Raw genomic sequence first — 25,469 nt, forward strand, 5'->3', positions numbered from 1 at the left:
TCGCCGGGAACGAGGTGACCGGTAATGGCGACGGTAGAAGTGTTCGGAGCCCGGGTCCGTCAGGCCCGGGTGCTGCGCAGGATGTCCAGTACCGCGGTGATGGAACATATGGGTTGGCGATCGCCCCGCCAGACCCGGCTGGAGCAATCCGAGACCGCCGAGCTGGACACCGCGGAATTCTCTCGCCTGGTTGCGCTGCTGCGTTTCCCGGCAAGGTTTTTCACCAGCGCGCCGATCTCGCGAGTCAGCGCCCAGGACTTACTGTTCCGGGCACCCAAGTCCACGACCGTCTCCGAGAAGGAGTACTTGGCGATGTTCGCCAACGTGGCCGGTGACCTGCTCGATGAGCTGAACAAGCACACCAAGTTGCCCGGTGTGCAGCTCGAACCGGTCCCAGTGGGCACCGATGTGGTGACTGCCGCGGCCAAGGCCCGCAGCTGGCTGGCCCTGGAACCGAGTGCACCGGTCAGGTATCTGACCTATGACCTCGAATGTGCCGGGGTACCGGTCATCATGCGCTCGCGCCATAGCCGATCCTCGCGGTATGTGAACTGGGACAATGAGATCGATGACGAACCGGCAGGCCTGCTAACTGAAAGGCACCTGGGATGTTCGGCCCGCACCGGAGAGTTCCGGCAGCGGCCGCTGGTGCTGGTGCGTGGCATGGACTCGTGGGAACGCACCCGGTGGACCATCGCCCACGAGATCGGGCATCTGGTGTTGCATCGTTACGGAGCTGTCAGCGATGAGGAGGAACGGGCGGCATCACGGTTCGCCTCGGAGTTCCTGGCGCCCGCGGCGGTGATCGCCGATGAGCTGCCGGCGGCGGTGACACTGAACAGCCTGATTCCACTGAAACTGCGTTGGGGAATCTCCCTGGGTGCGCTGATCATGCATCTGCGCCAATCTGCTCTCATCGACCAAGACCGGGCCGAAACCCTGCAGCGCCAGCTCTACACCCGCATCAACACCGAGACAGGCTGCACGTGGGGAAAAACCGAACCTGGCTGGGATGCAAGGAAACCCGAACGGCCCCGGCTGCTGCTGAAATGGATCGAGGAATGCTTCGGGGCGAGCTCTGCGGTGGAGTTGGCTGTCCATGACCTGATTTTCCCGACCGACTTGCTCGCCGATTTCCTCACCGGCCAGCGCGGAACACCACCGAAATCGGCGGCGCAGTCTGCGCGCGAGCGTGATCTTGTCAACGCCGGCGCGCGCGGTCAGGTCCTCAAGCTGGATCGAGCCCGATCCTGCCGGCAGGCATAAGCAGGCAGGATCGGGCTCGGCGGTGGCACGCACTCAACGGATCACCCTGACCGGCCGCGCGCACACCTACACCGTCCTGGGACAAGACCACCTGCCGATCGCGCCGGTGACCGAGTACCTGCAGTTCCTGCGCGATGATCAAGCATCCCCGAACACCTTGCGTGCCTACGCCGCAGGCTTAGCGGCGTGGTGGAATCTGCTGGAAGAGACCAACACCGGGTGGACCGACGTTACGACCGCACTGTTCGGAGAATTCCTCACTTATCTACGTACCGGGGACCTGCCGGGCACCAGCCGCATCGGGCCACCAGCGGTGTGGCTATCGGCAGCCTCAGTGCAGCAGCGGGCCGCGGCGGTGCTTTCGTTCTACCGCTACCACGCGCATGCGCACAATCTGGACGCTCCGTATCAACGCCTGTACGGCACCTTGGGTAAGCCGGGACGCGCGCGATATATCCCGCTGCTGGCCGGGGTGGGACGCCCCGTGCGCAAACCACGGCCGATCTACCGGGTACGAGGCGGAAACACCAGCCGCACACCGGTGCTGCTACCAGAGCAGGTACGCACAATTTTGGACTTGTGTGCTGTGCAGGACCGCAGTGGGCAATGGAGCGGGTCACCGGCGGCGCTGCGCGATCGGCTGCTGTTCGCGCTGCTGGCCGAGACCGGGATGCGAATGGGTGAGGCATTGACATTGCGGCACCACGACGTACATATCGGTGCCGGCGGCACCCCCTGGGTGGAAGTCGTTCCCCGTCAAGACCATCCGGCCGGGGTGCGGGTCAAAGGCGGACACCGCCGTATCTACGTGGGTGATGATCTGGAAGCGCTGTATTCGGCGTACGTGTGGCATCTGGTCGACACCGGCGCCCATGAGCACGTGCCGGACCTTGATACGCACTTCGTGTTCGTCAACCTCGCCGGCGGCCAACTGTACGCGCCGACACGCCCCGAGACCGTGTACGCCAAGGTCCGCAGCATCAGCCACAACGCCAAAGGCGCCGTGCCGAAGGACTGGTCTCCGCACTGGATGCGCCACACCCATGCCACCGCGCTGCTGTTATCAGGTGTGCCACCGCACGTGGTGATGCGCCGGCTCGGGCACCAAGACATCCAAACCACCTTGTCCACCTACGGCTGGGTGACCGAGGACGCCGAAATGCGCAGCGTGGCCGAATGGAGAAACTTCGTCGCCGGATGGAAGGGCCTGCACGATGACCCCCACTAACCCTCCAGAAGACCTCACACCGAAATCGGCGGGACCAGATACATCCTGGGCTCACCAATGGGCACAAGTGCCCCCGCGATGGCGCACGCCGATCTACCGGATCGATACAGCGCCAGCCTCTGAAGTCTTCACACTCAACAACTACTACCGCACCCGCAGCAACGGGCAGGGCTATGACTTCACCCCGGCAGGCCCGCCCAGATTCGCCGACGAGCTGGCCTGGTGGGTGTACATCTGTTGGCGAGAAGGGTTGTGCCGCATCGATCCCGGAGATCTCAAATGGTTCCTGCGGGCCCTGCCGGCAGTCATCGAGGACTACCAGCGCCGACATGGCCGCCCCCCGCACAGCTTGCTCGATTTGACCGCCTCCGAGATCATGCGACACGCCGTCGTGTCGTTTGAGCGCCGCAACGGCCGTCTACCCACCGCCGGCTACCGCCGCAACCTGGGCTACACGATCGACAAATTGTTCGTGCTACTGGCCGTGCGCTGCAGCGAGGCACCCTGGTGGTCCCGTGATCTGTGGGACCTGCGTATCGACCCGCGTATCCCGCAACGCGAACATGAACCACGCCACGAACAAGCACTCAAACTCGCCGGAATAGAACCTGATTGGCTGCGGGAAGGGGTGCGCTTTTGGATGCGTACCGCCTTGACACATCAACTGTTCACCTGGACAACGGTCATCAGCCGCAGCGGCAACCTGGGCCGGCAACTGGGCACCTTCTGTGTCGCACGCGGCCACCTGCACGATCCGCTGATCAGCACCGACCCCGACACGCTGCGCGATGTGTTTCTCGATTTCCTGGACCACCTGCGCAGCCCGCAAGCCTCAGCCAACAAACGCGGATTGACCGACTACATGGTCGCCGAGATCCAATACGAGGTGCAGTCCTTCTACACCTTCATGTACGACCATGCCGCCGAAGCTGCCGCCGCAACCTCAAACATGCGCTGGAAAGACATCACCGTCGGGCACACCCGCCTATGGGCTCCGGCCTACCAACCCCGTAGAGCCAAGAAATACCGCGAACTAACGTGGTACAGCACCGCCGATCTGCAACGGATGCTCACCTATTTGGATGTGCTGGCCGCACGCACCAGCCAGAGGATCATTCTCAATCAGCCCGACGGCACCATCACCGTAGCGCCAGGTCTGGGCGATCCGCAGGCGGCGCGAATATGGCTGCTGCAAGCCATGACCGGGCGCCGGGCCTCGGAAATCTTGATGCTTGATCATGATCCGCTCTCAGCCATTCCCGGAGTGGATCGGCCACCGGATTCTGACAACGAGACATTCGTGGCCCGGCTGCGTTACCAGCAGACCAAAGTCGAGGGCGTCGACCCCACGATCTTGGTCGAACAGCCCGTGGTCGACATCATCACCGAACAGCAGCGCTGGCTCGCCGAACACCACCCGGACATACGTCCCAAGTACCTGTTCGTCGGAATGCTGCATCAGCATCAAGGCCAACGGCCCCGCGCCTACAGTTCCTATCTAAACGCGCTGCGCAGACTCGATGCCATCCACGCGTTGACCGACTCAGCCGGACACAAGCTGCGGTTCACCCAAACCCACCGGCTCCGGCACACCCGTGCCACCGAACTACTCAACGACGGAGTGCCCTTTCACGTCGTGCAGCGCTACATGGGGCACAAGAGCCCCGAGATGACCGCCCGCTATGCCGCCACCCTTGCCGCGACCGCCGAAGCAGAATTCCTCAAACACAAGAAGATCGGTGCCCACGGCGCCGACATAGCGATCAGCCCCAATGACATCTACGACATGACCCAACTCGGCAAGCGTACCGACCGAATTTTGCCGAACGGGGTGTGCCTGCTGCCGCCGCTAAAATCATGCGACAAGGGCAACGCCTGTTTGTCCTGCGGGCATTTCGCCACCGACCGTACGCATCTTGAGGAACTTGTCGCTCAGCGTGCCGCAACCCACACACTGCTGGAGCAACGCCGGGCGCAGGTACTTGCCCGAACCGGACGTGAGCTGACCGATGAGAACGTTTGGGTTGCCGAACGACTCCGCGAAATCACGTCCCTGAATGCGATTATCGGCCGCCTGAGCTCAAAGGAACTAGGTGAGGCCCAGGCCGTTGGCGGGCCAGCCACTGCCGAGCGGATACCGCTGTTGCCCATAGTCACTCGCGGGTCCCATCAGTCAGCACTCGACAAAGCCCGCCGACCGGACCACCCGACCGGATGAGCACACCGCGTTCCACCGAAGGCCTGCGACGGCACACCACTCAACTACGGGCCAGCACCGCCCGAAAGATCAAACAAGCGATCCGGGAGATGAAGAAGAAGGGGTTGCCTATAAACCCCAACAGCGTGTCCCGCTACTCGGGGGTGTCCCGCAAAACCATCTACAACCACACCGACCTGCTCACCCAAATCCGTGCCGCCGCAAATAAACCCGTCATCCGGCCAGCCGATCAAGGCGAGGGTCCGCCCACAACTGAATCGGGGATAATCGCGGCGCTGCGCAATCAGATCACGGCCCTCAAGACCGGCCATCGGGCCGACATCGCTGAACTGAAAGCAACCATCAAAGGGCTCAACGAGGACCTGGCTGCAGCTCACGGTGAGATCTACACGCTCGCAGAGCAGCTCCGCCATCGTGGCAAGTCCTCCATTGACAAAGGTTCAGGTACGGCATCGCCGGGGTAGTCGTCGAATGTGGGTGCTCAGCCCTGGTGCCAAAAGTCCGCCGCACAGGTGTGGCCTGGCTTTCGGATTCGCGGTGCTGTGTTCGAGCAGGAGCGGGTTGACATCGGGGCTCGCAGTCGTGTGCGCGCCGAAAAACTGTATGTCACGCGCACCCGCACAATCCGGGAGTCTTTTGGTGTAGCGGCGTAACATTGCTGGTCAAATCGAATACCGGCACCACCGAATCGGAGGGTAGTGGTGGCCAAAGGCACATCAGCGGGGCTTCTTGATGAAGCGCGGTCTCAGTCAGTCTTCAAGCATGCGATTCTGCAAAGCTATCTTCCGCGCTTCGCTGCGATGACCGGTAAGTGGGCGCAAGGCAATCGTGTGGTGCTGCTCGATGGTTTCGCCGGGCGTGGCCGGTATCCAGATGGAAAGCCAGCATCAGGCGAGCAGATGTTACTGGCTGCCCGCAAGATTCAGCGGACCACACACGTGGAAGTGATGCTCGTCGAGCGCGAGCACAAAGACTTTCTCACCCTCTCCGACGTCGCCGCCGAATACAGCCGTCTGGGCATCACCGCCGAGGCGTTCCACGGCGAAGTCGAGAACTACCTCGATGAGGTCGTTCATCGAGCTACCGGGGTACCCCTGTTCCTTTTCCTGGATCCGTGCGGCGCTAACGTGCAATATGAAGCGATCACCAAGACCCTCAGTCAGGATCGCAGGCTTCGGCGGCCCGCGACCGAGGCACTGATGAACATCAGCGCGGATCTGATCCGCCGCGCCGCTGGATGTGTCTCCAAAGGGCAGTTACACAACGGCTCGATCACCAAACTCGACAACATGTGCGGTGGGCGGTGGTGGCAGCCGATCGCCTTGGCGGCTTACGAACAGAACCCGAAAAGAACATGGGAAGCAGCCGCCGACGCGGTGGTAAACCAACATGCGCAGCGACTTGCCGAACAGTCCGGTATGCGCCCCGTCGTGGTACCGGTGCGCCGCAAGATTCATCACCAGCCCGTCTACTACTTGGTCTTTCTAACCCGCGCGCCGCACGGCCGGTGGATCTTCGGTGATGCACTAGCACATGCTCGTCAACAGTGGCTTCGGGTACTTGGGCCCGACGACGAAGAAGCCGAAGGGATGCTGTTCAACTTCGTTGAGGATCAGATCGAATCGGAGAGTCAGCGTGCATATGCACAGCTCAAGGAGAACATCACCGCACTGGCAGACAGGGGCAGAGCCAAGTTGGTTGATCATCCCGAAGCGGTCTTCGGTTCAGCGTTTGGCCTAGCCCAAGAAAAACAGGTCCGTCAGGCTGTGCGGGAACTGAACAAAGCCAACGAGGTCCAGCTAGACGATACTGCCCCACAACCCAGAGACTGGATTATTTGGCGCTAGCGAGCTTCCCTGGAACCTTTCCACCCGAAGGCATTTCGTCCCACCGACGCCCATCGAGTTCACGGCCCAAAGCTTTAGGCGTCCTGCCTCCCCACTGTTTGAAGAAGAACGGCACATCGGCCTGCACGCAAGCATCGCGGATCTCACGAGCCCACGCCAACTGCATCGGCCGATAGCGCGGGCCAGACTCGCCACCGGCAATTACCCACGAAATATCCTGTAAATCAATGCCTTTGAGTGTTCCTAAAAGCGGCTCGCAAGACAGGAACCGAACCGCAGCAGGTACAGATCGCAGATCGTCAACTCGCGATAGCGCATCGGAGTTCTCGACAGACACGCCCATCCATAGGTTTGGCGGCCAGTCCAGCTTGTCGGCGACCCGCCGCAGCCGTACCGACCGTTTCGTCAGAATCTGGTAAGTGTGCCGTGGCGTGTCGGCGATAACAGCGAAGACATCGCGCACGAATTCCACGGGCACCTTCGCATGGAACAGATCGGACATTGAATTCACGAACACCACCCGCGGGTTACGCCACCGATAAGGCTCATCGAGCGAATCAGGGTGAAGACTGAGCCCGAACCCGGGCCCAGAGGTCGCTGGGTGGCCATCTTGTTGATACTTCGGCGAGCCCATCGCTTTGAGCCGCGCCGCCAGCGCCAGCGCGTAACACGAGTCGCAGCCCGCCGAGACACGGTCACACCCCGTCGTGGGGTTCCATGTCACCTCGGTCCACTCGATCGCCGAATTTTGTTTAGCCATCGTGCTCGATCCTTTCGCGCTCGGCTGCCTCCTGGGCCCTGCCGAGGCGCTGCCATTCGGTGACCCGCTCAACAGGCACGATCAACAAGGCGCCTTCCACGTGATCGTCAGCGAGTGCATACACCGAGTCGTCGGGCCGCAGACTAAGCCGCTCCATCAGCGCCTTCGGCAAGGCGATCTGCCGGTTGCCGCTGATCTTGATCGGACCGTGCGGTTCAGACATTCTCACTCCAGTACAAGTATTTGTATTAATTGTACTCAGTAGTCACAAGGATTGACCAGGGCTTCTGCAGGGACGGGACCACGGTCGTGGTGCGAGCCGATCGCAGTATTTGCCGCAACATGGGGTCACTGAGCGCAAGCCCACAGCTTTTGCCGATTATGACTCGATTGCCAACCCCGCAACACATGCTCAGCGCCTGTCATCTGCCGGGTCGGGGAAATGCCCGTTGGACACCAACTCGGCACCGCCTGGAACCAACAGCGCTGAAAGGGGTACGTGATGAGAGGAGTAGTGGCCATCGCTTACGCGGTGATCAGCTACGTGCTCTTTCTGGCATCGTTCCTTTATCTCATTGCATTCGTGGGGAACATGATGGTGCCGTGCACCATCGACAACGGCCTACCCGCACCGACTCTAGAAGCCCTTGTAGTCGACGGGGTCTTGCTGTCGTTGTTCCTTGCGGTCCATAGTGTGATGGCCAGAACCTGGTTTCAAGTGTTGGTGGACCCAGTTTGTGTCGCAGGCAATCGAACGCAGTACCTATGTGCTGGCGTCGATATCGCCTCAGCCAAAGCCCAAGAGCTGCGCCGTATAGCTAAAGAAGCCCAACAGTTTTCGGAACAGCAGGACCAAAGCTGCACGAAGCCCTGGCCTCTATCGCGCATCACAGCCGTAGCGAGCTTCAATGGCGCCACGGACGAGAACTGCCCGTTAGGCCGTCTCCACCACCCAACGCACGTCTGCGTGCCCTGGTCCGCGCCCGATCTGAAAGGGCGTGACCACCGGATGACATTCGCGGCCCACGGTCACACCGACAACAACACGCGGATCCACATCGGCCACCATCAGCACGTATGCGGGGTCGTCCTCATCGTGGCGAATCATGTGGGCACGATTCCATGAGACCGAGGACACCGGCTTGACGCGATGCTCGATCTGCTGTGCGGCACGATCGGCGCGGAGCCTGCGCCACACCCGAATTGACTTTATTCCCAGCGAATTTGCCAGCCGCCCGAAAGCCTCGCTGTACAGGTGCATTCCGCGCAACAGCACCTCGGGGACATCCTCAATGCGCCAGCGGTGATCATGCCCCTGGTACGGAAATTCGGGAAATGCCTTCTGCACAGCCCCATCCCAGCTGTACATCCCGCCGCCCTCGTAGTGGGTCAAAAACACACCCTGCCGCTCGATGGCGTCATAGTCGGCCGCCACCAGCATGTCCGGAACGACCCTCCGAAACCAGCGACCCAGATGCTCGGCAACCACCTCCGGTTCGTAAAACGAATGATCATAAGGATCATCGACGCCGCAGGCCGTCAGAACCTCAAAACGCAGCCTCGCCACAACCGGATCGGTTGGATGCCAGTCCTGGATCAAGGACGCCCCTCTAATGCGTATTTGGGGACAGCTAACTCAGGTGCATACATGTCAATGTCTGGCCATCCTTTGTCCTTTTCGCTTTGCCTACCGAGACACCGCTGACATGGACCGACTTCGGCGACCGTGTCGCCGGGGTGCATTTTGTCGACCAAGATGAAGTGCGGACCAGCCATGCCGGCCCCGAGCACTGGAGTACCAGCATCGACCACGGCGGTACGGCATCGCCGGGGTGGTCGTCGAATGTGGTGCTCAACTCTCTCGGTCGATATTGGGAGCCCTGACCCAGATCCAGCGAACAAGCAAATCGGTGTGTGGTCGTATTCCCACCCTAGTCCGTCGCGCGGGCAGGACACCCGATCGATGGGATCGACAGTGACAGATGTTGTAGAGCTGTACTTGCCGTACCGGTGAGCAAGGAGCACACGACACTTGAACATATACCCCCTAGGGGTATATGTTGGGTGGGTGGATACCGTACCGAAGCATTCCGGGCACCATCAGGAACACCCGTCGGGCATGCCCGGCCATACCGAGCATGAGGCAGCCGCACATCAGTGTGATCAGCATGCGGGCCATCAGGAAGGCCACCGCGATCACAGCCAGGATCATGGTCAGGGCCATGGGGGCCATCACGGCCACGGCGATCATGTTGGGCAGTTCCGCAGATTGTTTTGGATCATGTTGGTTGTCGCGGTCCCGGTGGTGGTTTTCGATCCTATGTTCGCGATGCTTCTCGGCTATCAGTTACCTGACGCCGGCTGGGCGCGGTGGGTCTTTCCGGTGCTGGGCACGGTGGTGTATTTGTGGGGTGGCAAGCCGTTTCTTGTGGGTGCGGTCAGCGAGATCCGTAGCCGCACACCGGGAATGATGCTGCTGATCGGTTTGGCTATTACGGTGGCTTTCACCGCCTCCTGGGGTGCAAGTATCGGGGTGCTCGACCATCAGCTCAGTTTCTGGTGGGAGCTGGCGCTGTTGGTGGTGATCATGCTGGCCGGGCACTGGATCGAGATGCGGTCTTTGGCGCAGACGACCTCGGCGCTCGATTCGCTGGCTGCGCTGCTCCCGGATACCGCTGAGCGTGTCCAAGGCCAGCAGGTAGTGACCGTACCGCTGGCTGATTTGCGTGTTGGTGACATTGTGGTGGTCCGCCCCGGCGGGTCGGTGCCAGCCGATGGCCGGGTCGTCGAGGGCAGTGCCAGCCTGGACGAGTCGATGGTGACTGGTGAGTCAGCGCCCGTGCGCCGTGGGGTCGGTGAGCAGGTAGTAGCCGGTACGGTGGCCACAGATTCTGGGTTGCGCGTGCAGGTCAGTGCCGTGGGCGCCGACACTGCGTTGGCCGGTATCCAACGGCTGGTTGCCGATGCACAGGCCTCCACGTCGCGGGCTCAGCGGGTCGCTGACACCGCGGCCGGCTGGCTGTTCTGGTTCGCGCTGGCAGCGGCCATCATCACCGCAGTTACCTGGACGGCGCTGGGGCACCCCGATGCCGCGGTGGTGCGAGCCATTACAGTGCTGGTCATCGCCTGCCCACACGCGCTGGGGCTGGCCATCCCGCTGGTGGTTTCGATCGCCACTGAGCGCGCCGCCCGCGGCGGCGTTCTGGTCAAAGACCGCCTGGCCCTGGAACAGATGCGCACCGTCGATGTGGTGCTCTTCGATAAGACTGGCACCTTGACCAAGGGCACCCCGACCCTGACCGGCATCGAAGCGGCCCCCGGACATGACGGCGATGCGGTGCTGGCCCTGGCCGCAGCCGCCGAGACCGACAGTGAACACCCGCTGGCGCGCGCCATCGTGGCCGCCGCCAGGCAACGCGGCCTGGATATCCCGGCAGCCAGCGGGTTCACCTCCGAACCGGCACTGGGGGTCAGCGCGCAGGTCGCCGAGACCCGCGTGCAGGTAGGTGGTCCGGCGCTGCTGGATGCTCGCGGCAGCCGTGAGCTGGCGGTGGCCGCGCAATGGCGCACCGAGGGCGCCATCATCTTGCATGTGCTGCTCGATGGGCAGGTCGCCGCGGCGCTGCGCCTGGCCGACGATATCCGCCCCGAATCCGCCGACACCGTCAAAGCCCTGCATAAGCTTGGGGTCAGGGTCGTGATGATCACCGGCGACGCTCAAGCGGTGGCCGATACCGTGGCGGGCCGGCTAGGGGTGGACCGTGTTTTTGCGCAGGTGCGCCCGCAGGACAAGGCGGCGGCCGTGGCCCAATTGCAACAGGAAGGCCACACCGTGGCGATGGTCGGCGACGGCGTCAACGATGCCCCGGCCCTGGCCCAAGCCGATGTGGGTATCGCCATCGGCGCCGGAACCGACGTGGCCATCGCCTCGGCCGGGGTCATCTTGGCCAGCTCGGATCCCCGCTCGGTGCTCTCGGTCATCGAGCTCTCCCGCGCCAGCTACCGCAAGATGAAGCAAAACCTCTGGTGGGCCGCCGGATACAACCTCATTTCGGTGCCCTTGGCTGCAGGAGTGGCAGCCCCGATCGGCTTCGTCATGCCCATGAGCGCAGGAGCGGTCCTGATGTCGCTATCGACAGTGGTGGTCGCCTTAAACTCCCAGCTGCTGCGCCGCCTGGACCTGCGCCCACAAACCAGCGCCCGTAACATGCTGAACTCCTAACCCGGCCGGGGCATTGACGGGCCGACAGCACGTGGGGCCAACGGATTCAGGCGCTTGCCTAAACGGGTCCAGCACCTGCGGCGGCGCCGACATGCGGCCCGGCAGCGGTTGCGTTAGCGCGCAGCTGCCGCGCCGCCTGCCGATCACCGCAGCAGCGCTCATCGGTCCCCGCCGACACCGCTTGCCCGGCCCGGGTCCAGGAGCCCGGCGCGCCGCAACGCCAAGAGCGCGGCAGCACACACCAGCGCGACAACCTCCAGTGACACCCACAATAACGAGGGCACACCGTGCTGCTGGCTGTAGCCGAACACCGAGCCGGTCAGCAGATTCCCCGCGAGAATGCCGATACCGACGATGGTGTTGTACAGCCCGTAGTGGGTGGCCACCAACCGGTTGTCGGCCAGCCTGACCACGGTGTCCATCTCGAAGGGAAAAGTCGCGATGGTCCCCACGGCCAGCAGCGCCGCCGAGAACAGCAGCGCGGCGATCGCGGCGAGTTGCCCTGCCGACGCCGCTGTGGGCAGCAGCGCCAGCGGTACGAACGCCGTTCCGATGACCAGCATCCCGAGTACCAGACTGCGACTGGGACCAAAGCGTGCGGAAAGCCAGCCGGTCAGGCGCACCTGACCCGCGATGGCCACCAGCCCCGACACCACGAAGATGCTTGTCACCAACGCTGTTTCGGATTTCTTGTCGTCGGTGAGCAGCGCCGCCTGCAGCGGAAGTGCGAGGTACACCTGGAACGTCAGCACATACGAACCGATCATGGCTCCCGAGAACAACAGGAAGGCCTTGTTGGACACCACCGAACGCCAGCTGGTCAGCACCGGAGCACGGTCGGCGTTGCGCTCCGACTCTGCCCGGTTCGGCGGCAACGCCATCAACTGAATCACCGTCAGGAATGCGAAAACCGCCGCGGCGACAGCGCAGGTGATCCGGAAGTCCCAGGCCGTCAACGCCAAGCCGACGATCGGTCCGAAAAGGATGCCCGCCTGGTAGAAGACGTTGAACACCGCGAAGGCCTCTACCCGGCGCTCACCGGAGTCGGCGGCCAGGTAGGCACGCACCGCCGGGTTGAAGAGAGCACCGGCGAAACCCGTTGCCGCCGAGGCGATCAATATCGCCGGAAGAGTACCGACGAACGCCAGCATCGCAAATCCGGCGGTCCGCAAGAAGCATCCGGCGACAATCAGCGGCTTGTACCCGAACCTGTCGGCCAGCGTGCCACCAACCAGAAACATGCCCTGCTGAGAGAAGTTGCGGACCCCGAGCACCAGTCCCACCATCCACGCGGCCAAGCCCAAGGGCCCGGCCAGATATCCGGCGAGATACGGCATCAGCATGTAGAAGCCGACATTGATGGCGAACTGGTTCACCATCAATATCTGGCTGGGCCGATCGAAAGACCGGAACTGGCCAAACACGGTCTGGCCAGTTCCGGGTGCTCTCAGGTGCGCATCGGTCACGCCGTGCGTCCGAGCGGGTCGATCACATGGGTGAGCCTGGTCCATCGGTCCACCACCCGCTGCGACGGATCGTCAATCACGTCGGGATCTTGCGCCGGCGGGCGGTCCAGCAGATCGTGGCTGCGGCAGTAATCGTCATCGTAGATCGTGCCGTGATAGCGCATCGGGCCGTCGGGGAAGATGGCGGCCACCCGGGTACCGGGCTCTGAGGTGCGTGCCACCCAGCCCGCCACCAACGCGACTGCTCCGACGCTCCATCCGCCGCTGGCGTGATAACTGGCGGCCAGCGTGCGGGCGGCCCAGACAGCCTCATTGGGCGCAACCCAATGGGCTTCGTCGAACGCCCGATAGTCGACATTGCCCGGGTAGATGCTCGAACCGAGCCCGCGCATCAGCCGGGTGCTGGCAGGCTGCCCGAATATCGTCGACCCGATGGTGTCGACACCCACCAGCCGCAGGTTCGGATTATGTTCGCGCAGTACCCGTCCCACCCCCGACGAGTGTCCACCGGTACCCACCGAGCACACCAGCGTGTCGACGGTGCCGAGCTGGTCGATCAGCTCCTCGGCCACGCCGCGGTAGGCGTCGACGTTATCGGGATTCTGATACTGATCGGGGCACCACGAATCCGGTTCGGCGGCTAGTATTTCGGCGACGCGATCCTTGCGTGCCTGCTGCCAGCCCCCGATCGGGTGCGGTTCGGTCACGATGTCCACCACGGCGCCGTAGGCGGTGAGCATCTGCACGATGATCGGTTCTAGTCCCGGGTCGGTGACGAGTGTGACCGGGTGACGGTAGATGATGCCGGCCAGCGCCAGCCCCAAACCCAATGTTCCGCTGGTTGATTCGACAATCATGGCGCCGGGCTTGAGGTCGCCGCGCTCGCGGGCACGCTCGACCATGTAGAGGGCGGGCCGGTCTTTCATGCCGTTGGGGTTATGGGCTTCGAGTTTGGCCCAAAAACCGGTCCCTGGGCCCGAGAAGGGTTCGGACACCCACAGCACCGGGGTGTTGCCCACCAAGGTGTTGGGGTCGTGAAACTTCGGGCCCAGGTGGGTGCAGCTACGGCGAGAGGACAGCGCAATGTTGTTGTTCATGAAGGAAAAGTCCCTGCGTGAGGGGCCACCAGGAAGCGGCCGCAAGATGGTCACGGGCGTATGGGCAGCCCTCAGCGACACAGGTCGCTGCGCCAGCCCAGCAGGTGATCCTCAGCGGCGGATAATGCACAGATCGGTCAAAAGGATCCGCCCGAAGCGCGGGGTTATGCGGTGGCTGCGCTGCGGAGGCCCCCGTCCGGTATGGGTGGACCACCACATCGCGCCAACACCGGCGCCCAGAACGACAGCGACCACCCACAACGCACGCAGCGGATTATCGGCGCGGGCGCTGATCGCCGCGGCCAGGTCCATAACCGAGCACCACGCGGCGTGGATGGCAGTACCGGCGTGCGGATGAGCCGATATCGCAGCAGGATTGGGTGCGGCAATGCCCGAGACGGTGATCAGTACCTGATGGTGATGTTCGGGACGCACGTGTTGGTTGGCATCGGCAAGACAATGCGCCACTGGCACACCCAGGGCCACCGCGATACCGGCCAGCAGCGCCACCAGCCCCAGCCGTACCCGGCCAGAGCGAGGGCGCCGGCCCCAGATCCTCATAGCATCAACCTACCACAGCAATCATATACCCCTACCGGGTATGTGATCAGATCGTGATGCGTCGGGGCCGCTAGGGAGTCTCGGCGGGGGCAGGGGGCTGCCCGTGCGGGTCTTCCAGGACGGGTGGCGTCGGTGCGCCGGGCATGACAGTGGGTGCGACGGCCTCGGTACCGGCGATGCTCTGTGGGGGGCGCCCGTAGGGATCTTCCAGCGCGGGGTTTTCATTGCCTGCCGCGAACTGCACACCGGTGGTGCTCGGCGCCGAGGCCGGCCGCACGCCCCCGGCGATTCCATATCGGGTGCTGGAGGAGGTTTGGATGTTCGGCGGATGCGCGGCATTGCCGAGCTTGCTGCCTGGAAGCCCTGCAGCGGTGGCCGCCGGATCGGCGTTGGTGGAGATCTTGATCCCGCGCGCGTCCACCGCGGCTGGCGCCACCGCCGGGAAGTTGTAGTAGCTGTAGGTGTAGCTGCCCGGAACAGCCGGCAGCGGCGCGGGCACCGCCGGGATGAACGGGATCGGCGGTGCCGGGTCTGCCGCGGCCACGGAGGCGGTGAGCGCGGCCAGCACGCCGGCCAGGATGCTTGCTGCGCCCACCGCGGGCGCCAGGAGGCGTGTCGTAATCATCTAGATGTCCTTCACAGGTTTCGGGGATTGACAGGGGTGGCGGCCTTTAGCTGGCCAGTGCGTAGCCGGCGGCGCGGATCGCGGCGTGCACCGCCTCGGCGGGCAGCGGCCCGCTACTGGTCACGGTGACGGTGCCGGTAGCCACGTCCACCTGCACGCCGGTGACACCGGGCACGGCAGCCACCTGTTCACGCACCGCCGCCACGCAGTGCCCACAAGTCATGCCCGAGACCTTCAGCGCCGTCGTACTCATTGAGAGACCTCCTTGCTCGCGCCAACGTATCGACAGGCTACCCCCGTAGGGTTATGACTGCAGGGCGTAGAGGAACAATCCGGTCCGGTCTTGTGCGCCAACAGTGATCCGGATGACCGAGCCTCTGTTCATCTTCTGGCCATATACCCCCTACGGGTAGCGCGCTGGGGTGTACGGTGGGGTGATGGCGCTCACCGGCGATCGTGCCCGCGCCCGCAGCGGCCGCGCCGCGGCGGCGCGATGGGTGGTGCCGTTGACGCTGCTGTTGACACTGGCTGCCGCACTCTTCCCGGCGCTGCGGTGCTCCCCGGCGCTCGATGCGCACGACCCATACGGTGCGGGTGTATCGGCGGCGCGCGCCGCGGCGGCGGCCCAGGCCGTGCGGGCCCCGCAGATCGCGGTACACGCGATGCACAGCACCGCGGCACAGGGCGTGAATGTTCACTCCGGGTGCCAGCTGCCGGCGGCGGTCCTTGCGACCATGGCCGCCGCCGGCCCCGGCCACGGGTGGTGGACCCTGGTGGTTGCGGCCACCGCACTGCTGGCTGCTGCCGCCGCGGCATGGGTGCCCGCCTCGCGCGGACCACCCGAGCGTGGCCAACTCGGCTCTTTGTGCAGTGGACGTGCACGTTTGCACCATTTCTGCGTGCTGCGGCGCTGACCAGCTGTCCGCCGGTGCCAACGCGGCTCCGGCGCACGGTCAACGCATCCACTCGTGGCCACCGTGCGGTGGCCCCTTCACGCAAGGAATCACCCATGCTCATCAACTCTGTTCACCGCGTACCTGTTCGCCGTGCCCTGGCGGCAATGGCCGCACCCCTGGCCGCCGCCGCGCTGACCCTGTCAACTCCGGCACTCGGCTACGCCGCTGGCCCGGACCCGGCATCGCCGGCAACGATCAGCGCCGCCGGGCCCGCACCGGCCGGCCCCGGCTGCCGGCACCACAACTGCTGGCCCCGCCCTGGCTGGGGCGGCGGACACGGCGGCGGCTGGGGCCACGGCAGCTGGGGCGGACACGGCGGCTTCGGCGGGCACCGCTAACCCCCGAACCGGTGCCGCCCCCGCCAACTTGCGTCCACGCGGGGGCGGCACCTCCTCACCGACATCCGCCAGCGGCCCCGCCGACGGCGTGTCCCTGACCTTCGCAGGCCTACCGACACCACCCCGTACCACCAATGCTGCTGCAATCCAAGGACATTCACTCATGACGCCAGCTCTCAGAGCATCCACGATCGGACCCATGGCGACCGCGCTGAGCGCACCGCCGCGAACATCACGGCGCTCACTCAAGGCGCCCCCTAGGCACCTGGCCGTAGGAGCGCTGTCCGCGGCCGTGAGCGCGGTGATGCTGGCCGCCCCGGCCGCTGCCGGGCCAGGCGAACCTGGACCGCAAGCCCCTGGCAACGCGCAGATCATCATCACTGAGTTGAAGACCCGCGGCGATCAGGTCATCATCAACGGCGATACCACCGGTAAACCGTTAGCCAAGTGCACCGCCACCGCGGTGCGGGTCGGGCGGCACATCTACAACCAGGTGCCGCAACGCAAAGGCCCACCGACGCGCACCCTGGCCGCGCACGTCATGTACGTCACGGTGCAGTGCTAGACGCCGCCTGCGGGGGCCGCGGGCGGCTACTTGCGTTGGGCTACAACGGGTCTTTGGCCGCGGTGGCCGGCTACGTCAATTCGGTGGCGCTGTTGGTGTGGGTGTTTCCGGTGGGCAATCTGACCGCGCTGACCACCCGGGTGGGTATGCATGCGAGCAATCCGCTGCTGGATTCGGGCCGCATGATCGCGGCGATCGTGGCTGGCTTTGGTGCCGGTGTCATCGCCGCCGGTGCGGTGCTGGCCCCAACGCGGACCCACACCGGCTCACGCCAGGCTGCGGTGCTGGTGGCTGAGGCGGCGCTGCTGGTGGCGGCTGCGGGAATCGAGCACCCGCTGATCCGGGCGCCGCTGGCCGCCGCCGCATGCGGATTGCAGAACGGGATGACGTCGGGATTTCCGTCGATGGCCGTGCGGACCACACATTTCACCGGGACGCTTACTGATCTGGGGCTGCTGCTGGCCCGCAGCTACCACCACGGAGTGGATCGGTGGCGGGCCGCGATCCTTACGGCCACGGTGTCAGCCTTCATCGCCGGTGCGGCTGTAGGGGTGATCATCGCCGGACGCATCGGTGATCACGCGCTGATCCCAGCCGCCGCGGTCTGTGCCGCGCTGGCCGCCGCCAATCTGCATCACCACCGCGGCCGGCCGCGACGGGCGGCGTCAGCCAGCCAACGCGGCGAACCCGAGAACACCGGTGAGGACACCGGTGCGGACACCTTGGTGGCGCCCGGGGGCGCGGCCGGCCGCAGCGAGCAGCCATGAGGACTGCCGAATCAGCTGGTTTACGCCCCGATCATTGGGGCCCGCCGGGGTTTTGGCCTGCGATGTCGGTGATCGGCAGATTGGGTGCTGGTTGGGGTGAGGGCGTGGCCGGCAGAACAGGGATCTGGGCGGGCGGAATGTCGTGAATGTCGTTGACGGGCGGACCGTTTTCGCGGCCCCCGTAACTGGTGCCGGGAGCGCGGTCGCCGAGCAGGTGGCTGACGGTGACCATGTGGTAGCCATTGGCAATCAGCACCGGCAGGAACTGGTAGACGATATCGACGGTGCTCGAGTAGGTGTCGTGCAGCAGCACCACCGAACCGGGTTTGATCTGGGTTTTGAGCATGTACACGGTGGCGGCGGTATCGGCGTCATTGATCCAGTCGAACGGTATGACATCCCACAAGATTTCGGCCAAATGCTGACGGCCCGCCTCGGCGCGCACCGCCGCATTCGATACTCCCCCAGCAGGCCGGTACAGATGCGGGGCGATCCCGGTGGCCGCCGCGATCGCCTCGACACCTTTGCTGAGCTGGGCGCCGATATCGGCGGTGGGGATGGTGGCCATATTGGGGTGCTCCCAGGTGTGGTTGGCCACCTCCATCCCCGCCGCGGCGATGCGCCGGGCCGCAGCAGGGTCAGCGGCGACCTTGTTACCGATCAGGAAAAACGTGGCCTTGGCGCCGCGGTCAGTCAGCGTCTGCAACAACCGGTCGGTAAACGGCGTGGGGCCATCGTCGAACGTCAGTGCCACACATTTGTAACGGGAGCAGTCCACCGTGTCCGGGCCCAGCAACAACCGGTGGCGCACCCCGATGCCGACCACCCCGGCCGCGGCCACCAGCACCACCGCGACCGCCGCTATCTGAAATCGCACCGAATCGAGCACTGTACCCACAGATCCACCTCCTGCACCTATTCGGCAAGCGCCGGCCGCGCCCTGTGCACCGCAACCGGGCCATACCCGTGGGGGGCATCCTTGCACGCGTTCCTGGACATCATCTGCCCACCCGCCAATAAGCCAGTACCCGGTAGGGGTAGTGGCTAGGATGGGGTGCATGCGGATGCGCCCGGTCCGGGGGTATCGTCGCCGCCGCCAACGGGGTGCGGCAGCGTTGGTGCTCGTGGCCGCCGTGGCGGTGGTCGCCGCCCTGGGGTGCCTGACCGGTGCGCCCCGTTCCTGGTCAACTGCGGGCCCAGGCGGGACGGCCCATGTCGCCCGAGGCCCCGTCAGCGAGATGGCGCTGCCATTTTTGCGTGCGGCGGCTGACCCGGTGGGGGCAGATCTGCACGCGCCGTGCCCGCACGCGCAGCTGAGCGCGACGACGCGTGCCGGGGGCAACATGCCTTTGATGGGGGCCGTGCCGATGGTGCTCGGCGCCTTGGCCGCCGCAGACGCGGAGGCCGGGGCACTCGTGCGGGGGCCGCCGCCCCGGGCCCGCGTGGCAGCCGCCGGCGGCCCGATGTCTTTACATCAGCTCTGCGTTATTCGGCGCTGAGGAAACACCTGCCGATGTCTGGCCATTGTGGCCGCGAGGCATCGGCTTTCTGGTGTCCTTCGACAGCTCCTGCCGCCTGCGTGCGGCACCCCAACGTAGGGAATTCTCATGGGCAACAAACGTTTTCTTCGCCGCACCGGGACCGCTGTCGTGGCCGCTGTTGCTGCGGCGACTGTGGCCGGGGCCGGTAGCGCCTGGGCGGGACCTGCTGCCCCCAATGCGCTGCAGGTCATCATGGCGCTGCAGCGCCAAGGCGACAAGGTCATCGTCAACCGCCGCGGGGGCAAGCCGCTGCAACTGTGCACCGTGACCTCGGTACGCCAAGGCAGAGCCGAGTATTGGTGGACCCATCCGCAGGTGGTGGATCCCAACCGTGCCAAACGCGCTAACGGGGTGGGCACGCAACTGCTGTACCGCACCATGTACGTCGACGTGCAGTGCTGATCGGCCGCTGCCGCCACCGACTGCCAGCGGCGTGTAGCGGGGCCGGCCGGTGGCGGCAGCGGGTTCTCGGGCTTGCGGTGCTGGGTTAGGCTCCGGCAGGGGTTGGCCCGCAGCACGGGCAGTCGGTGCCGGGTGCGGCGGCGGGCAGGTCCTTACAGCACGGGCAGTCGGCCTTCATGGCCTTCATGTTGGCTTGCATCTTGGCTTTCATCGCCGGGTCCATGGCCGTGTTCGCAGACGTTCCCATCGCGGCCTCGCAGCACCACATCATCGCCGGCGCACCGGCGCCCACGGTGTAGACCACGGCCACCGGATCTGGCCCGGTGACATCAAAATATATGGTGCCCGAAGATGATTGGCCCTCAGCGAGCGTGGTGGCGGGCAGGCCTTGATCGGTGGCCACTTGCCAGAGCACCGGGTAGTGCCCGCCCATGGCGTGGGCGGCCAGATTAGGGATGAGTGGGGTGATGGTGCCCCGCTCGGCGCGCACGGTTGCCGAGGCTTCCCACAGCTGACCGGCCGGGGCGTAGCCGGGCAAGACGGCGGCCGACTTCTTCAGGCCGGTGACGGTCCATTCCTGGCTGCCGCCGGCGTCGGCCAGTTGTTGGGCGGCCCCGAAGCGGTGCGGACAGGACCCGGCGGCATGCCCTAACGGTGGGGCCAGCAGCCCACCGAGGAAAAACCCGGCCGTGGCCAGGGCCAGTGCGAGGGGACGCAGTGCACCCATGGTGATCTCCTTATGCGTAGTCGTGTAGTCGATGGCACTTTCCCGCTGATCGACACCGATGGCCGGGCAGCGACACCTTTGGTGTTCAGGGCTATTGGCGGTAGGAGACGACGGTCATCATTCCGGCTTCGCCGTGATAAATGTTGTGGCAGTGGGTCAGCCACTGGCCCGGGTTATCCGCATCGAAGTCGACTTCGACGGTCTGCATGGGTGCCACCAGCACGGTGTCTTTGCGGGCGCCGTAGGCCCCGGATGCGGTCCGCACGGCGAAGGTGTGCCCGTGCAGGTGCATCGGGTGAAACATCATGGAGTTGTTGATGAAGCGCAGCCGCACCCGCTGGCCCTCGCGCACCGGCAGCCCCTCGGCCGGGTTGTAGGTTTTCTCGTTGATCGTCCAGGAGTATTTGTTGCCCGGCCCCGCCAGGCGCAGATCGTAGGTGATGTCGGGTTCACCGACAGCCAGCGTGACCTCCTCAGTGGCGCTCAGGGACGCGGTGTCTAATGCCGCCAGCTTCGGTAGCGCCGCGGCCGCCTCGGCGGCCGAACCGGACACGGGTGTGCCGCTCGAGCGCAGGACCAACTGGGCGTAGCCGTCCTTGCCGTAGGGGGCTGCCAGCAGCGGCACCGAGACCTCACCGACAGTGATGATGGCATCGATGCGCTCACCCATACCGATCAGCAGTGCATCGGTTTGCCGCGGCTGCACGGGGAAGCCGTCGGTGTGAGTCACCGTCAGCGGTGTCCCGGGGATCGCGACCCGAAATGCGCTGTCGCCGGCGGCGTTGATGATCCGCAGCCGCACCCGGGTCCCGGGCCGGTAGTCGACGCTCTGCGGATCGGCGGCCACCCGCCCGTTGATCAGGTAGTACGGGTAGGTGACGTCGCCGCCGTCGGCCCCGAGAGGCGCCTGCGCACTGACGCCCATCGAACCAATCGACATCCCCGGCATATCGCCCATCGAGTGCCCCATCCCGGGCATGCCTTTGTCCCGGAGCCCGGCCAATACTTTGTCGGGGTCGGTGCCGGTGCCATCGATCCAGTCATCGAGTGCCACGACCAGTTCGGTGTCGTAGTCGGCGCGCTCATCGGGGTCTTCCACGATCAGCGGCGCATACAGACCCCGATCCAGCTGGGTGCCCACATGCGGATGAAACCAGTACGTGCCCGCGTGGGCCAGGGCGAATTCGTAGGTGAACGATCCCGCTGCCGCGATCTGCGGCTGCGTCAGATCCGGCACCCCGTCCATGTCGTTGCGCAACGCGATCCCATGCCAGTGCACCGTGGTGGGCGCCGGCAGCCCATTGGCCACGGCCACCCGCAGCACCTCGCCCTTGCGGGCCCGGATCGTGGGCCCGGGAATCTGGTCGCCATAACCCCACGTGGAAACGGTCGTGCCGGCCAGATCCAGCTGCAGCGGCCGCGCGGCCAAATTCACCGGCACCAATCGGCCGCCCCCGTCGCGGCGGACCGCTTCGAGCGCGCCCACTCTCGGTGAGCTCGGCCCCACCGGCTGCCCGCTGGGCCCGCGCACCGGCCGCGTGCCGCAGGCGGCCAGCACCCCGGCCGCCGCGGTGGCCGCACCCAGCTGCAAGAACCCGCGCCGACCCCATTGCGATCGCGACACCGCCATGAACCGCTCCTTTCATGTCCTTTCATGCCGCCTGAGTCAGCTGCGGAAAACACATGTCAAATACCGGGTAAGGGTATGCGCACATCATGTTATGGTGAACCTGTGTTGCCGTCCACAGGCGAGCTGCAACCTGGCGGGAAACCCTCGCTCAGGTGGCGGGCGATGATCGCCACCGGTGCCAGCACCCGGCAGGGTGCGTCGTGGCTCGGTGCCCTGATGGTGGCCGCGATGATCGCCTTGGTGCTGCTGGTGCAGTGCGTGGGGGCCGGCCACCACAACACCACGGTGGCCGCGCCGCCGCACCACGCGGTGGCCGCCGGATCGCCGGTGCAGCGCAGCGCGGCCGTGATCGCGCCGCACGACCACCTCTCTGCCCCGGTTGCCGCCGTGTGCGCCGCGGCGGACGTTGTTGTCGCACAGTTGTCGGCGCCTACCGCGGCCCGCGTGCTGTGGATCGCCGCGGTCGCCGCGCTGGCCTGGACGGCGATGATCGCACTGGCCCCGGCGTTGACGCGGGGCCCGCCGCCACATACCCGGCCGGCGGTCATCACTGCTGGCGCCACCCTCGTACATCGCCTCGGCGTGCTGCGTCGCTGATCGCGGCTTGGCCCGGTGTATCGCGCTGCCGTGCGCGGGCTCGGGTCGTTTTTGCCGACCGTCAGCTATTGCTGCGCCCTGTCAGGGGTGTGGCCTCGCACGTACAGAGGTTCTTTACCATGAACAACATTTTGCGCGGCCGTGTCACGGGATTGGCCGTGGCCGCTAGTGCCGTAACCGCTGCTGTGACAGTGCTGTTGGCTCCGGCCGCTCATGCCGGGCCTGGTGGTCTCGGGGACGCCGATGATGTCATTAACAGTCTTAAAGCCCAGGGCAACAAGGTTATTGTCACCAAGACTGGCAACAAGCCGATGCCGCAATGTGTGGCCACCCGGGTCCGCAAGGACCTGGATGTCTACGGCGGTACCCCTTCGACGAACTGTCCCAACTGCAATGGGGCATCGCGCCGAAATCAAGTTGTGCGGCTCTACAGCGTTTACCACGTGGACATTCAGTGCTGACCGGCGCCGCCGGGGCCTGCGCGCCGGTGTATGTCTGTGGTGAGGTCACCGCGACACTGGGCGCTGAGGACACGGTGTGGGGTCTGCTCAATGTGCTGCTGGAACGCACCCGTTACGACCCGGGCAATCTGGGCTACGAAATTTTCCGGGACGCCGGGGACCTCGGCCATTTCCTGATACAGCAGACCTGGAAAACACCGCAGCTGGCCGAGCGTCACCTGCGTTCGGCGGCGGTGAGCTGGTGCATCACCAGAATCCAAGAGGCGGCCCACATCCCGCTGCGCCTGACGGTCTGCGATGTGCATCGGGGACACAGCAAGCCGGCGCCGCCGCCACTGCGGTCACCCTTGAGCACCCCTGCCGGTGTGTGGGCACCCTCCCCGGGCTCCTCGTGTTGAACTGCACCGCCCGCGGGCACACCCCGAACGTGTACCGGCTAGGGGTACCCGTGGCCGGTGATAGCGTGCCGGCCATGACAACCGGCAGGCCCCGGGCCCGCCGGCGGGTGCTGGTGGCGCTGCTGATCGGTGTGCTCGCTGCGCTTCCCGCAGGAATGCATTGCCTGCACGGGCCGGGCCAGCCCGGCCGCAGCCCTGTCGTTCAGGGGCGCCCCAGCATCACCTCGGCAGCGGCACCGCAGGTCGGCGCCAACGGCGGGGTCCTGACGCATCGACGCGCCGATAACGCCAGGCATACCGCGCTGTGCCACAGCGTCGAGGTGCTCGTTGCCACGGTGCGCGCCGACCCCGGGCTCGGACTGCTGGCCGCGTTGACTGCGGCGATCGCGGCCGCCGCAGTCGCGGCGCCGCTGTGGGCCCGCGTCGATCGGGGCCCTCCCGTGCGCGCCGCGGCGAGACCGCGGTCAGGGCGTGTCCTACTCAACGATTTGTGCATCATCCGGCGGTGACCGGCCGGTGCAACCTGGTGATGGCGTCATCGGACACCGGATGTGCAGCGCTGTGATCGACCCGTCGGGTCGGGTGCCTCGCTGTGTCTGCGTGTCATGGGCCGCCGCCGGGCTTGTTTGCCGATTCGCCAACCTTCCATCCGGCCCGGCATGCCACCGGTGTGCTGTGTGCTGCTTCCCGATTGGGGCACCTTTATGAACTCGTTCCTGGCCACCGACACCACGGCCTACCCTGACGCGCTGTACCTGACCTGCTCGGATTGGCCTGTGGGACCACCGGCCGACGGCTGCGCACCGCTGTACACAGTCCGTAATGCCGGCAACCTGGTACCCACCGACCCGGCCGAAGGATCAGTGGATGCCGCACTGGATTTCGCGCTCAACCACCTGCACGTGCGTTCGGTAGTGGTGTGCGGACATTCGGGCTGCGGCGCGATGGGAGCGTTGCTGTCCGAACCGATCGATGCGCCCACCAGCGCGGTGGGCCGCTGGCTCGACAATGCCCGCGACACCCTGGCTGCCTATCACGAGCATCACCTGGCCCGCGTGGGCGCCGCAGCCAGCGGCTTTAACCAGGTCGACCAGCTCGCGGTGGTCAACGTCGCGATTCAAAGCCAGCGCCTGGTGCGCCATCCGCTTCTGGCCGCCGCGGCACACTCGGGGCGCCTGCGGGTGGCGGGCACCTTCTACAGCCTCGGTGCCCAGCTCCTGTATGAAGTCACCGCGACCGGTCTCCCCGCGCCAGGAGCCCGCTGAACGCCGCAGCGTCTGGCAGGTTGTTGCGGCGCAGGGAAACAAAGGTGGCTTGGCCTAGCCCGCGTTGTTTTGGTTCGTGCCGTACGGCACCAGTGGATTGGTGCCGTACGGGACCAGCGGATTGGCTCCGCCGTAGGTCGGCTGATGTATTCCTTGCGAGTACCGCACTGAGCCGGGGGCTACGCACGGGGTCTGCTCGATCGCATTCACGCTTGGCCTGTTCGCATAGCAAACCGGAGGCGGCGGCGGATCTGCGGCCGCGGTCGCGGCCGGCGACACGCCGAGGGCACCGGCGACGCTGAATGCAGCGGCTGCCGCCAACATCGCTATCTTCGTCATATCGCAACCTCCTTGCCGCACGCCAGGGCAGCGCGACAGCTTTCCTTGGAAGCGGTGTGGCATATACATAGTCCAACGAAAACTGCGATGTATAAGTTCACGGATGAGACGGCTATCAGCAAACTTTAAGCCAAATCTTCTCAGTTTCACAGCGGTGCTGCTCGACGAGAGTGATGCACTGTGGTGCAGTGCG

General features: G+C 65.2%; 30 protein-coding genes and 1 pseudogene. 17 read left to right on the forward strand and 14 right to left on the reverse strand.

Translation table 11 applies throughout. The annotated features are described in order from the left end of the window. Positions 1-24: 24 nt before the first annotated feature. From MAB_RS02380 to MAB_RS02400, 5 genes are all read left to right on the forward strand, one after another. Positions 25-1,266, forward strand: a complete 1,242-nt coding sequence (locus MAB_RS02380; protein ID WP_005113034.1) for an ImmA/IrrE family metallo-endopeptidase — start codon at positions 25-27, stop codon at positions 1,264-1,266. A 22-nt stretch (positions 1,267-1,288) separates the two neighbouring features. After that, positions 1,289-2,494 (forward strand): tyrosine-type recombinase/integrase, encoded by a 1,206-nt coding sequence (locus tag MAB_RS02385; RefSeq protein WP_005113036.1) that lies wholly within the window; start codon positions 1,289-1,291, stop codon positions 2,492-2,494. After that, on the forward strand, positions 2,481-4,712 hold the full coding sequence (locus MAB_RS02390; protein ID WP_005113038.1) for a tyrosine-type recombinase/integrase: 2,232 nt from the start codon (positions 2,481-2,483) through the stop codon (positions 4,710-4,712). Before MAB_RS02385 ends, MAB_RS02390 begins: the two co-directional genes overlap by 14 nt. Beyond that, a complete protein-coding gene (locus tag MAB_RS02395) occupies positions 4,709-5,176 on the forward strand; it encodes a transposase (RefSeq protein WP_005113040.1) in 468 nt (155 codons plus the stop codon). Before MAB_RS02390 ends, MAB_RS02395 begins: the two co-directional genes overlap by 4 nt. A gap of 234 nt (positions 5,177-5,410) precedes the next feature. After that, positions 5,411-6,559 carry a three-Cys-motif partner protein TcmP gene (locus MAB_RS02400; RefSeq protein WP_005113887.1) on the forward strand — a complete coding sequence of 383 codons (1,149 nt, stop codon included), beginning with the start codon at positions 5,411-5,413 and terminating at the stop codon, positions 6,557-6,559. Here MAB_RS02400 and MAB_RS02405 read toward each other — a convergent pair. The 3 genes from MAB_RS02405 to MAB_RS02415 all read right to left on the reverse strand — a co-directional run bounded on the left by MAB_RS02405 (position 6,546) and on the right by MAB_RS02415 (position 8,919). Further along, positions 6,546-7,319: a DUF5131 family protein gene (locus MAB_RS02405; protein WP_005113043.1), complete on the reverse strand. Its 774-nt coding sequence runs from the start codon at positions 7,317-7,319 to the stop codon at positions 6,546-6,548. The two genes, MAB_RS02400 and MAB_RS02405, sit on opposite strands and share 14 nt — an antisense overlap. Further along, positions 7,312-7,542: an AbrB/MazE/SpoVT family DNA-binding domain-containing protein gene (locus tag MAB_RS02410; RefSeq protein ID WP_005113044.1), complete on the reverse strand. Its 231-nt coding sequence runs from the start codon at positions 7,540-7,542 to the stop codon at positions 7,312-7,314. Before MAB_RS02410 ends, MAB_RS02405 begins: the two co-directional genes overlap by 8 nt. Before the next feature lie 711 nt (positions 7,543-8,253). Further along, entirely contained in the window at positions 8,254-8,919 is a 666-nt protein-coding gene (locus tag MAB_RS02415) for a hypothetical protein (RefSeq protein WP_005113045.1), read from the reverse strand. A gap of 83 nt (positions 8,920-9,002) precedes the next feature. Here MAB_RS02415 and MAB_RS02420 point away from each other — a divergent pair, with 83 nt between their 5' ends. Next, a complete protein-coding gene (locus MAB_RS02420; RefSeq protein ID WP_005113046.1) occupies positions 9,003-9,203 on the forward strand; it encodes a hypothetical protein in 201 nt (66 codons plus the stop codon). Between the two features lie 163 nt (positions 9,204-9,366). On the opposite strand, the gene MAB_RS25360 is transcribed toward MAB_RS02420, so the two are convergent. After that, positions 9,367-9,570 (reverse strand): hypothetical protein, encoded by a 204-nt coding sequence (locus MAB_RS25360; protein WP_005113048.1) that lies wholly within the window; start codon positions 9,568-9,570, stop codon positions 9,367-9,369. Positions 9,571-9,600: 30 nt separating this feature from the next. On the opposite strand from MAB_RS25360, the gene MAB_RS02430 reads away from it, so the two are divergent. After that, a complete protein-coding gene (locus MAB_RS02430; RefSeq protein ID WP_005113050.1) occupies positions 9,601-11,541 on the forward strand; it encodes a heavy metal translocating P-type ATPase in 1,941 nt (646 codons plus the stop codon). A gap of 158 nt (positions 11,542-11,699) precedes the next feature. On the opposite strand, the gene MAB_RS02435 is transcribed toward MAB_RS02430, so the two are convergent. The 5 genes from MAB_RS02435 to MAB_RS02455 all read right to left on the reverse strand — a co-directional run bounded on the left by MAB_RS02435 (position 11,700) and on the right by MAB_RS02455 (position 15,543). Continuing rightward, a complete protein-coding gene (locus tag MAB_RS02435) occupies positions 11,700-12,920 on the reverse strand; it encodes an MFS transporter (RefSeq protein WP_050546853.1) in 1,221 nt (406 codons plus the stop codon). 83 nt (positions 12,921-13,003) lie between these two features. Beyond that, on the reverse strand, positions 13,004-14,029 hold the full coding sequence (locus tag MAB_RS02440; RefSeq protein WP_005113052.1) for a PLP-dependent cysteine synthase family protein: 1,026 nt from the start codon (positions 14,027-14,029) through the stop codon (positions 13,004-13,006). 186 nt (positions 14,030-14,215) lie between these two features. Next, positions 14,216-14,665: a putative copper homeostasis (lipo)protein LpqS gene (gene lpqS / locus MAB_RS02445; protein WP_012296314.1), complete on the reverse strand. Its 450-nt coding sequence runs from the start codon at positions 14,663-14,665 to the stop codon at positions 14,216-14,218. Positions 14,666-14,735: 70 nt separating this feature from the next. Then, positions 14,736-15,290: a hypothetical protein gene (locus tag MAB_RS02450; RefSeq protein ID WP_005113054.1), complete on the reverse strand. Its 555-nt coding sequence runs from the start codon at positions 15,288-15,290 to the stop codon at positions 14,736-14,738. Positions 15,291-15,336: 46 nt separating this feature from the next. Beyond that, positions 15,337-15,543 carry a heavy-metal-associated domain-containing protein gene (locus MAB_RS02455; RefSeq protein ID WP_005113056.1) on the reverse strand — a complete coding sequence of 69 codons (207 nt, stop codon included), beginning with the start codon at positions 15,541-15,543 and terminating at the stop codon, positions 15,337-15,339. A gap of 184 nt (positions 15,544-15,727) precedes the next feature. Here MAB_RS02455 and MAB_RS02460 point away from each other — a divergent pair, with 184 nt between their 5' ends. Further along, entirely contained in the window at positions 15,728-16,204 is a 477-nt protein-coding gene (locus MAB_RS02460) for a hypothetical protein (protein ID WP_005113057.1), read from the forward strand. Positions 16,205-16,299: 95 nt separating this feature from the next. Continuing rightward, positions 16,300-16,584 carry a hypothetical protein gene (locus MAB_RS02465; protein WP_005113058.1) on the forward strand — a complete coding sequence of 95 codons (285 nt, stop codon included), beginning with the start codon at positions 16,300-16,302 and terminating at the stop codon, positions 16,582-16,584. A gap of 439 nt (positions 16,585-17,023) precedes the next feature. Here the strand turns inward: MAB_RS02465 and MAB_RS25455 are convergent. After that, positions 17,024-17,152, reverse strand: a pseudogene (locus MAB_RS25455) (hypothetical protein); the annotation flags it as partial. 32 nt (positions 17,153-17,184) lie between these two features. Here MAB_RS25455 and MAB_RS02475 point away from each other — a divergent pair. Beyond that, positions 17,185-17,916, forward strand: coding sequence for a DUF1275 family protein (locus MAB_RS02475; RefSeq protein WP_005113060.1), 732 nt, complete (start codon positions 17,185-17,187; stop codon positions 17,914-17,916). A 31-nt stretch (positions 17,917-17,947) separates the two neighbouring features. On the opposite strand, the gene MAB_RS02480 is transcribed toward MAB_RS02475, so the two are convergent. Further along, entirely contained in the window at positions 17,948-18,814 is an 867-nt protein-coding gene (locus MAB_RS02480) for a polysaccharide deacetylase family protein (protein ID WP_005113061.1), read from the reverse strand. A gap of 160 nt (positions 18,815-18,974) precedes the next feature. Here MAB_RS02480 and MAB_RS02485 point away from each other — a divergent pair, with 160 nt between their 5' ends. Both MAB_RS02485 and MAB_RS02490 read left to right on the forward strand, forming a co-directional pair. Continuing rightward, the gene (locus MAB_RS02485) at positions 18,975-19,415 is read left to right on the forward strand and encodes a hypothetical protein (protein WP_005125351.1); all 441 of its coding nucleotides are present in this window, start codon (positions 18,975-18,977) and stop codon (positions 19,413-19,415) included. A gap of 108 nt (positions 19,416-19,523) precedes the next feature. Beyond that, complete coding sequence (locus MAB_RS02490; RefSeq protein ID WP_005113063.1) at positions 19,524-19,859, forward strand: hypothetical protein; 336 nt, start codon at positions 19,524-19,526, stop codon at positions 19,857-19,859. Between the two features lie 85 nt (positions 19,860-19,944). Here MAB_RS02490 and MAB_RS02495 read toward each other — a convergent pair whose 3' ends face one another. Both MAB_RS02495 and MAB_RS02500 read right to left on the reverse strand, forming a co-directional pair. Further along, complete coding sequence (locus MAB_RS02495) at positions 19,945-20,586, reverse strand: DUF1942 domain-containing protein (RefSeq protein WP_005113064.1); 642 nt, start codon at positions 20,584-20,586, stop codon at positions 19,945-19,947. A gap of 91 nt (positions 20,587-20,677) precedes the next feature. Then, positions 20,678-22,216: a multicopper oxidase family protein gene (locus tag MAB_RS02500; RefSeq protein ID WP_005113065.1), complete on the reverse strand. Its 1,539-nt coding sequence runs from the start codon at positions 22,214-22,216 to the stop codon at positions 20,678-20,680. A 162-nt stretch (positions 22,217-22,378) separates the two neighbouring features. Here MAB_RS02500 and MAB_RS02505 point away from each other — a divergent pair, with 162 nt between their 5' ends. The 5 genes from MAB_RS02505 (at position 22,379) to MAB_RS02525 (ending at position 24,937) form a co-directional block, all read left to right on the forward strand. Next, positions 22,379-22,813 (forward strand): hypothetical protein, encoded by a 435-nt coding sequence (locus MAB_RS02505; protein ID WP_005113066.1) that lies wholly within the window; start codon positions 22,379-22,381, stop codon positions 22,811-22,813. Positions 22,814-22,932: 119 nt separating this feature from the next. After that, complete coding sequence (locus tag MAB_RS02510; RefSeq protein ID WP_005113067.1) at positions 22,933-23,274, forward strand: hypothetical protein; 342 nt, start codon at positions 22,933-22,935, stop codon at positions 23,272-23,274. Continuing rightward, the gene (locus MAB_RS02515; protein WP_005113069.1) at positions 23,268-23,672 is read left to right on the forward strand and encodes a putative quinol monooxygenase; all 405 of its coding nucleotides are present in this window, start codon (positions 23,268-23,270) and stop codon (positions 23,670-23,672) included. Before MAB_RS02510 ends, MAB_RS02515 begins: the two co-directional genes overlap by 7 nt. 65 nt (positions 23,673-23,737) lie before the next feature. Further along, entirely contained in the window at positions 23,738-24,181 is a 444-nt protein-coding gene (gene lpqS, locus MAB_RS02520) for a putative copper homeostasis (lipo)protein LpqS (protein ID WP_005113070.1), read from the forward strand. Positions 24,182-24,331: 150 nt separating this feature from the next. Continuing rightward, on the forward strand, positions 24,332-24,937 hold the full coding sequence (locus MAB_RS02525; protein WP_021269287.1) for a carbonic anhydrase: 606 nt from the start codon (positions 24,332-24,334) through the stop codon (positions 24,935-24,937). Between the two features lie 54 nt (positions 24,938-24,991). On the opposite strand, the gene MAB_RS02530 is transcribed toward MAB_RS02525, so the two are convergent. Next, positions 24,992-25,276: a hypothetical protein gene (locus MAB_RS02530; protein ID WP_005113073.1), complete on the reverse strand. Its 285-nt coding sequence runs from the start codon at positions 25,274-25,276 to the stop codon at positions 24,992-24,994. Positions 25,277-25,469: the final 193 nt, after the last annotated feature.

Source organism: Mycobacteroides abscessus ATCC 19977 (assembly GCF_000069185.1).
Classification (GTDB): Bacteria; Actinomycetota; Actinomycetes; order Mycobacteriales; family Mycobacteriaceae; genus Mycobacterium; species Mycobacterium abscessus.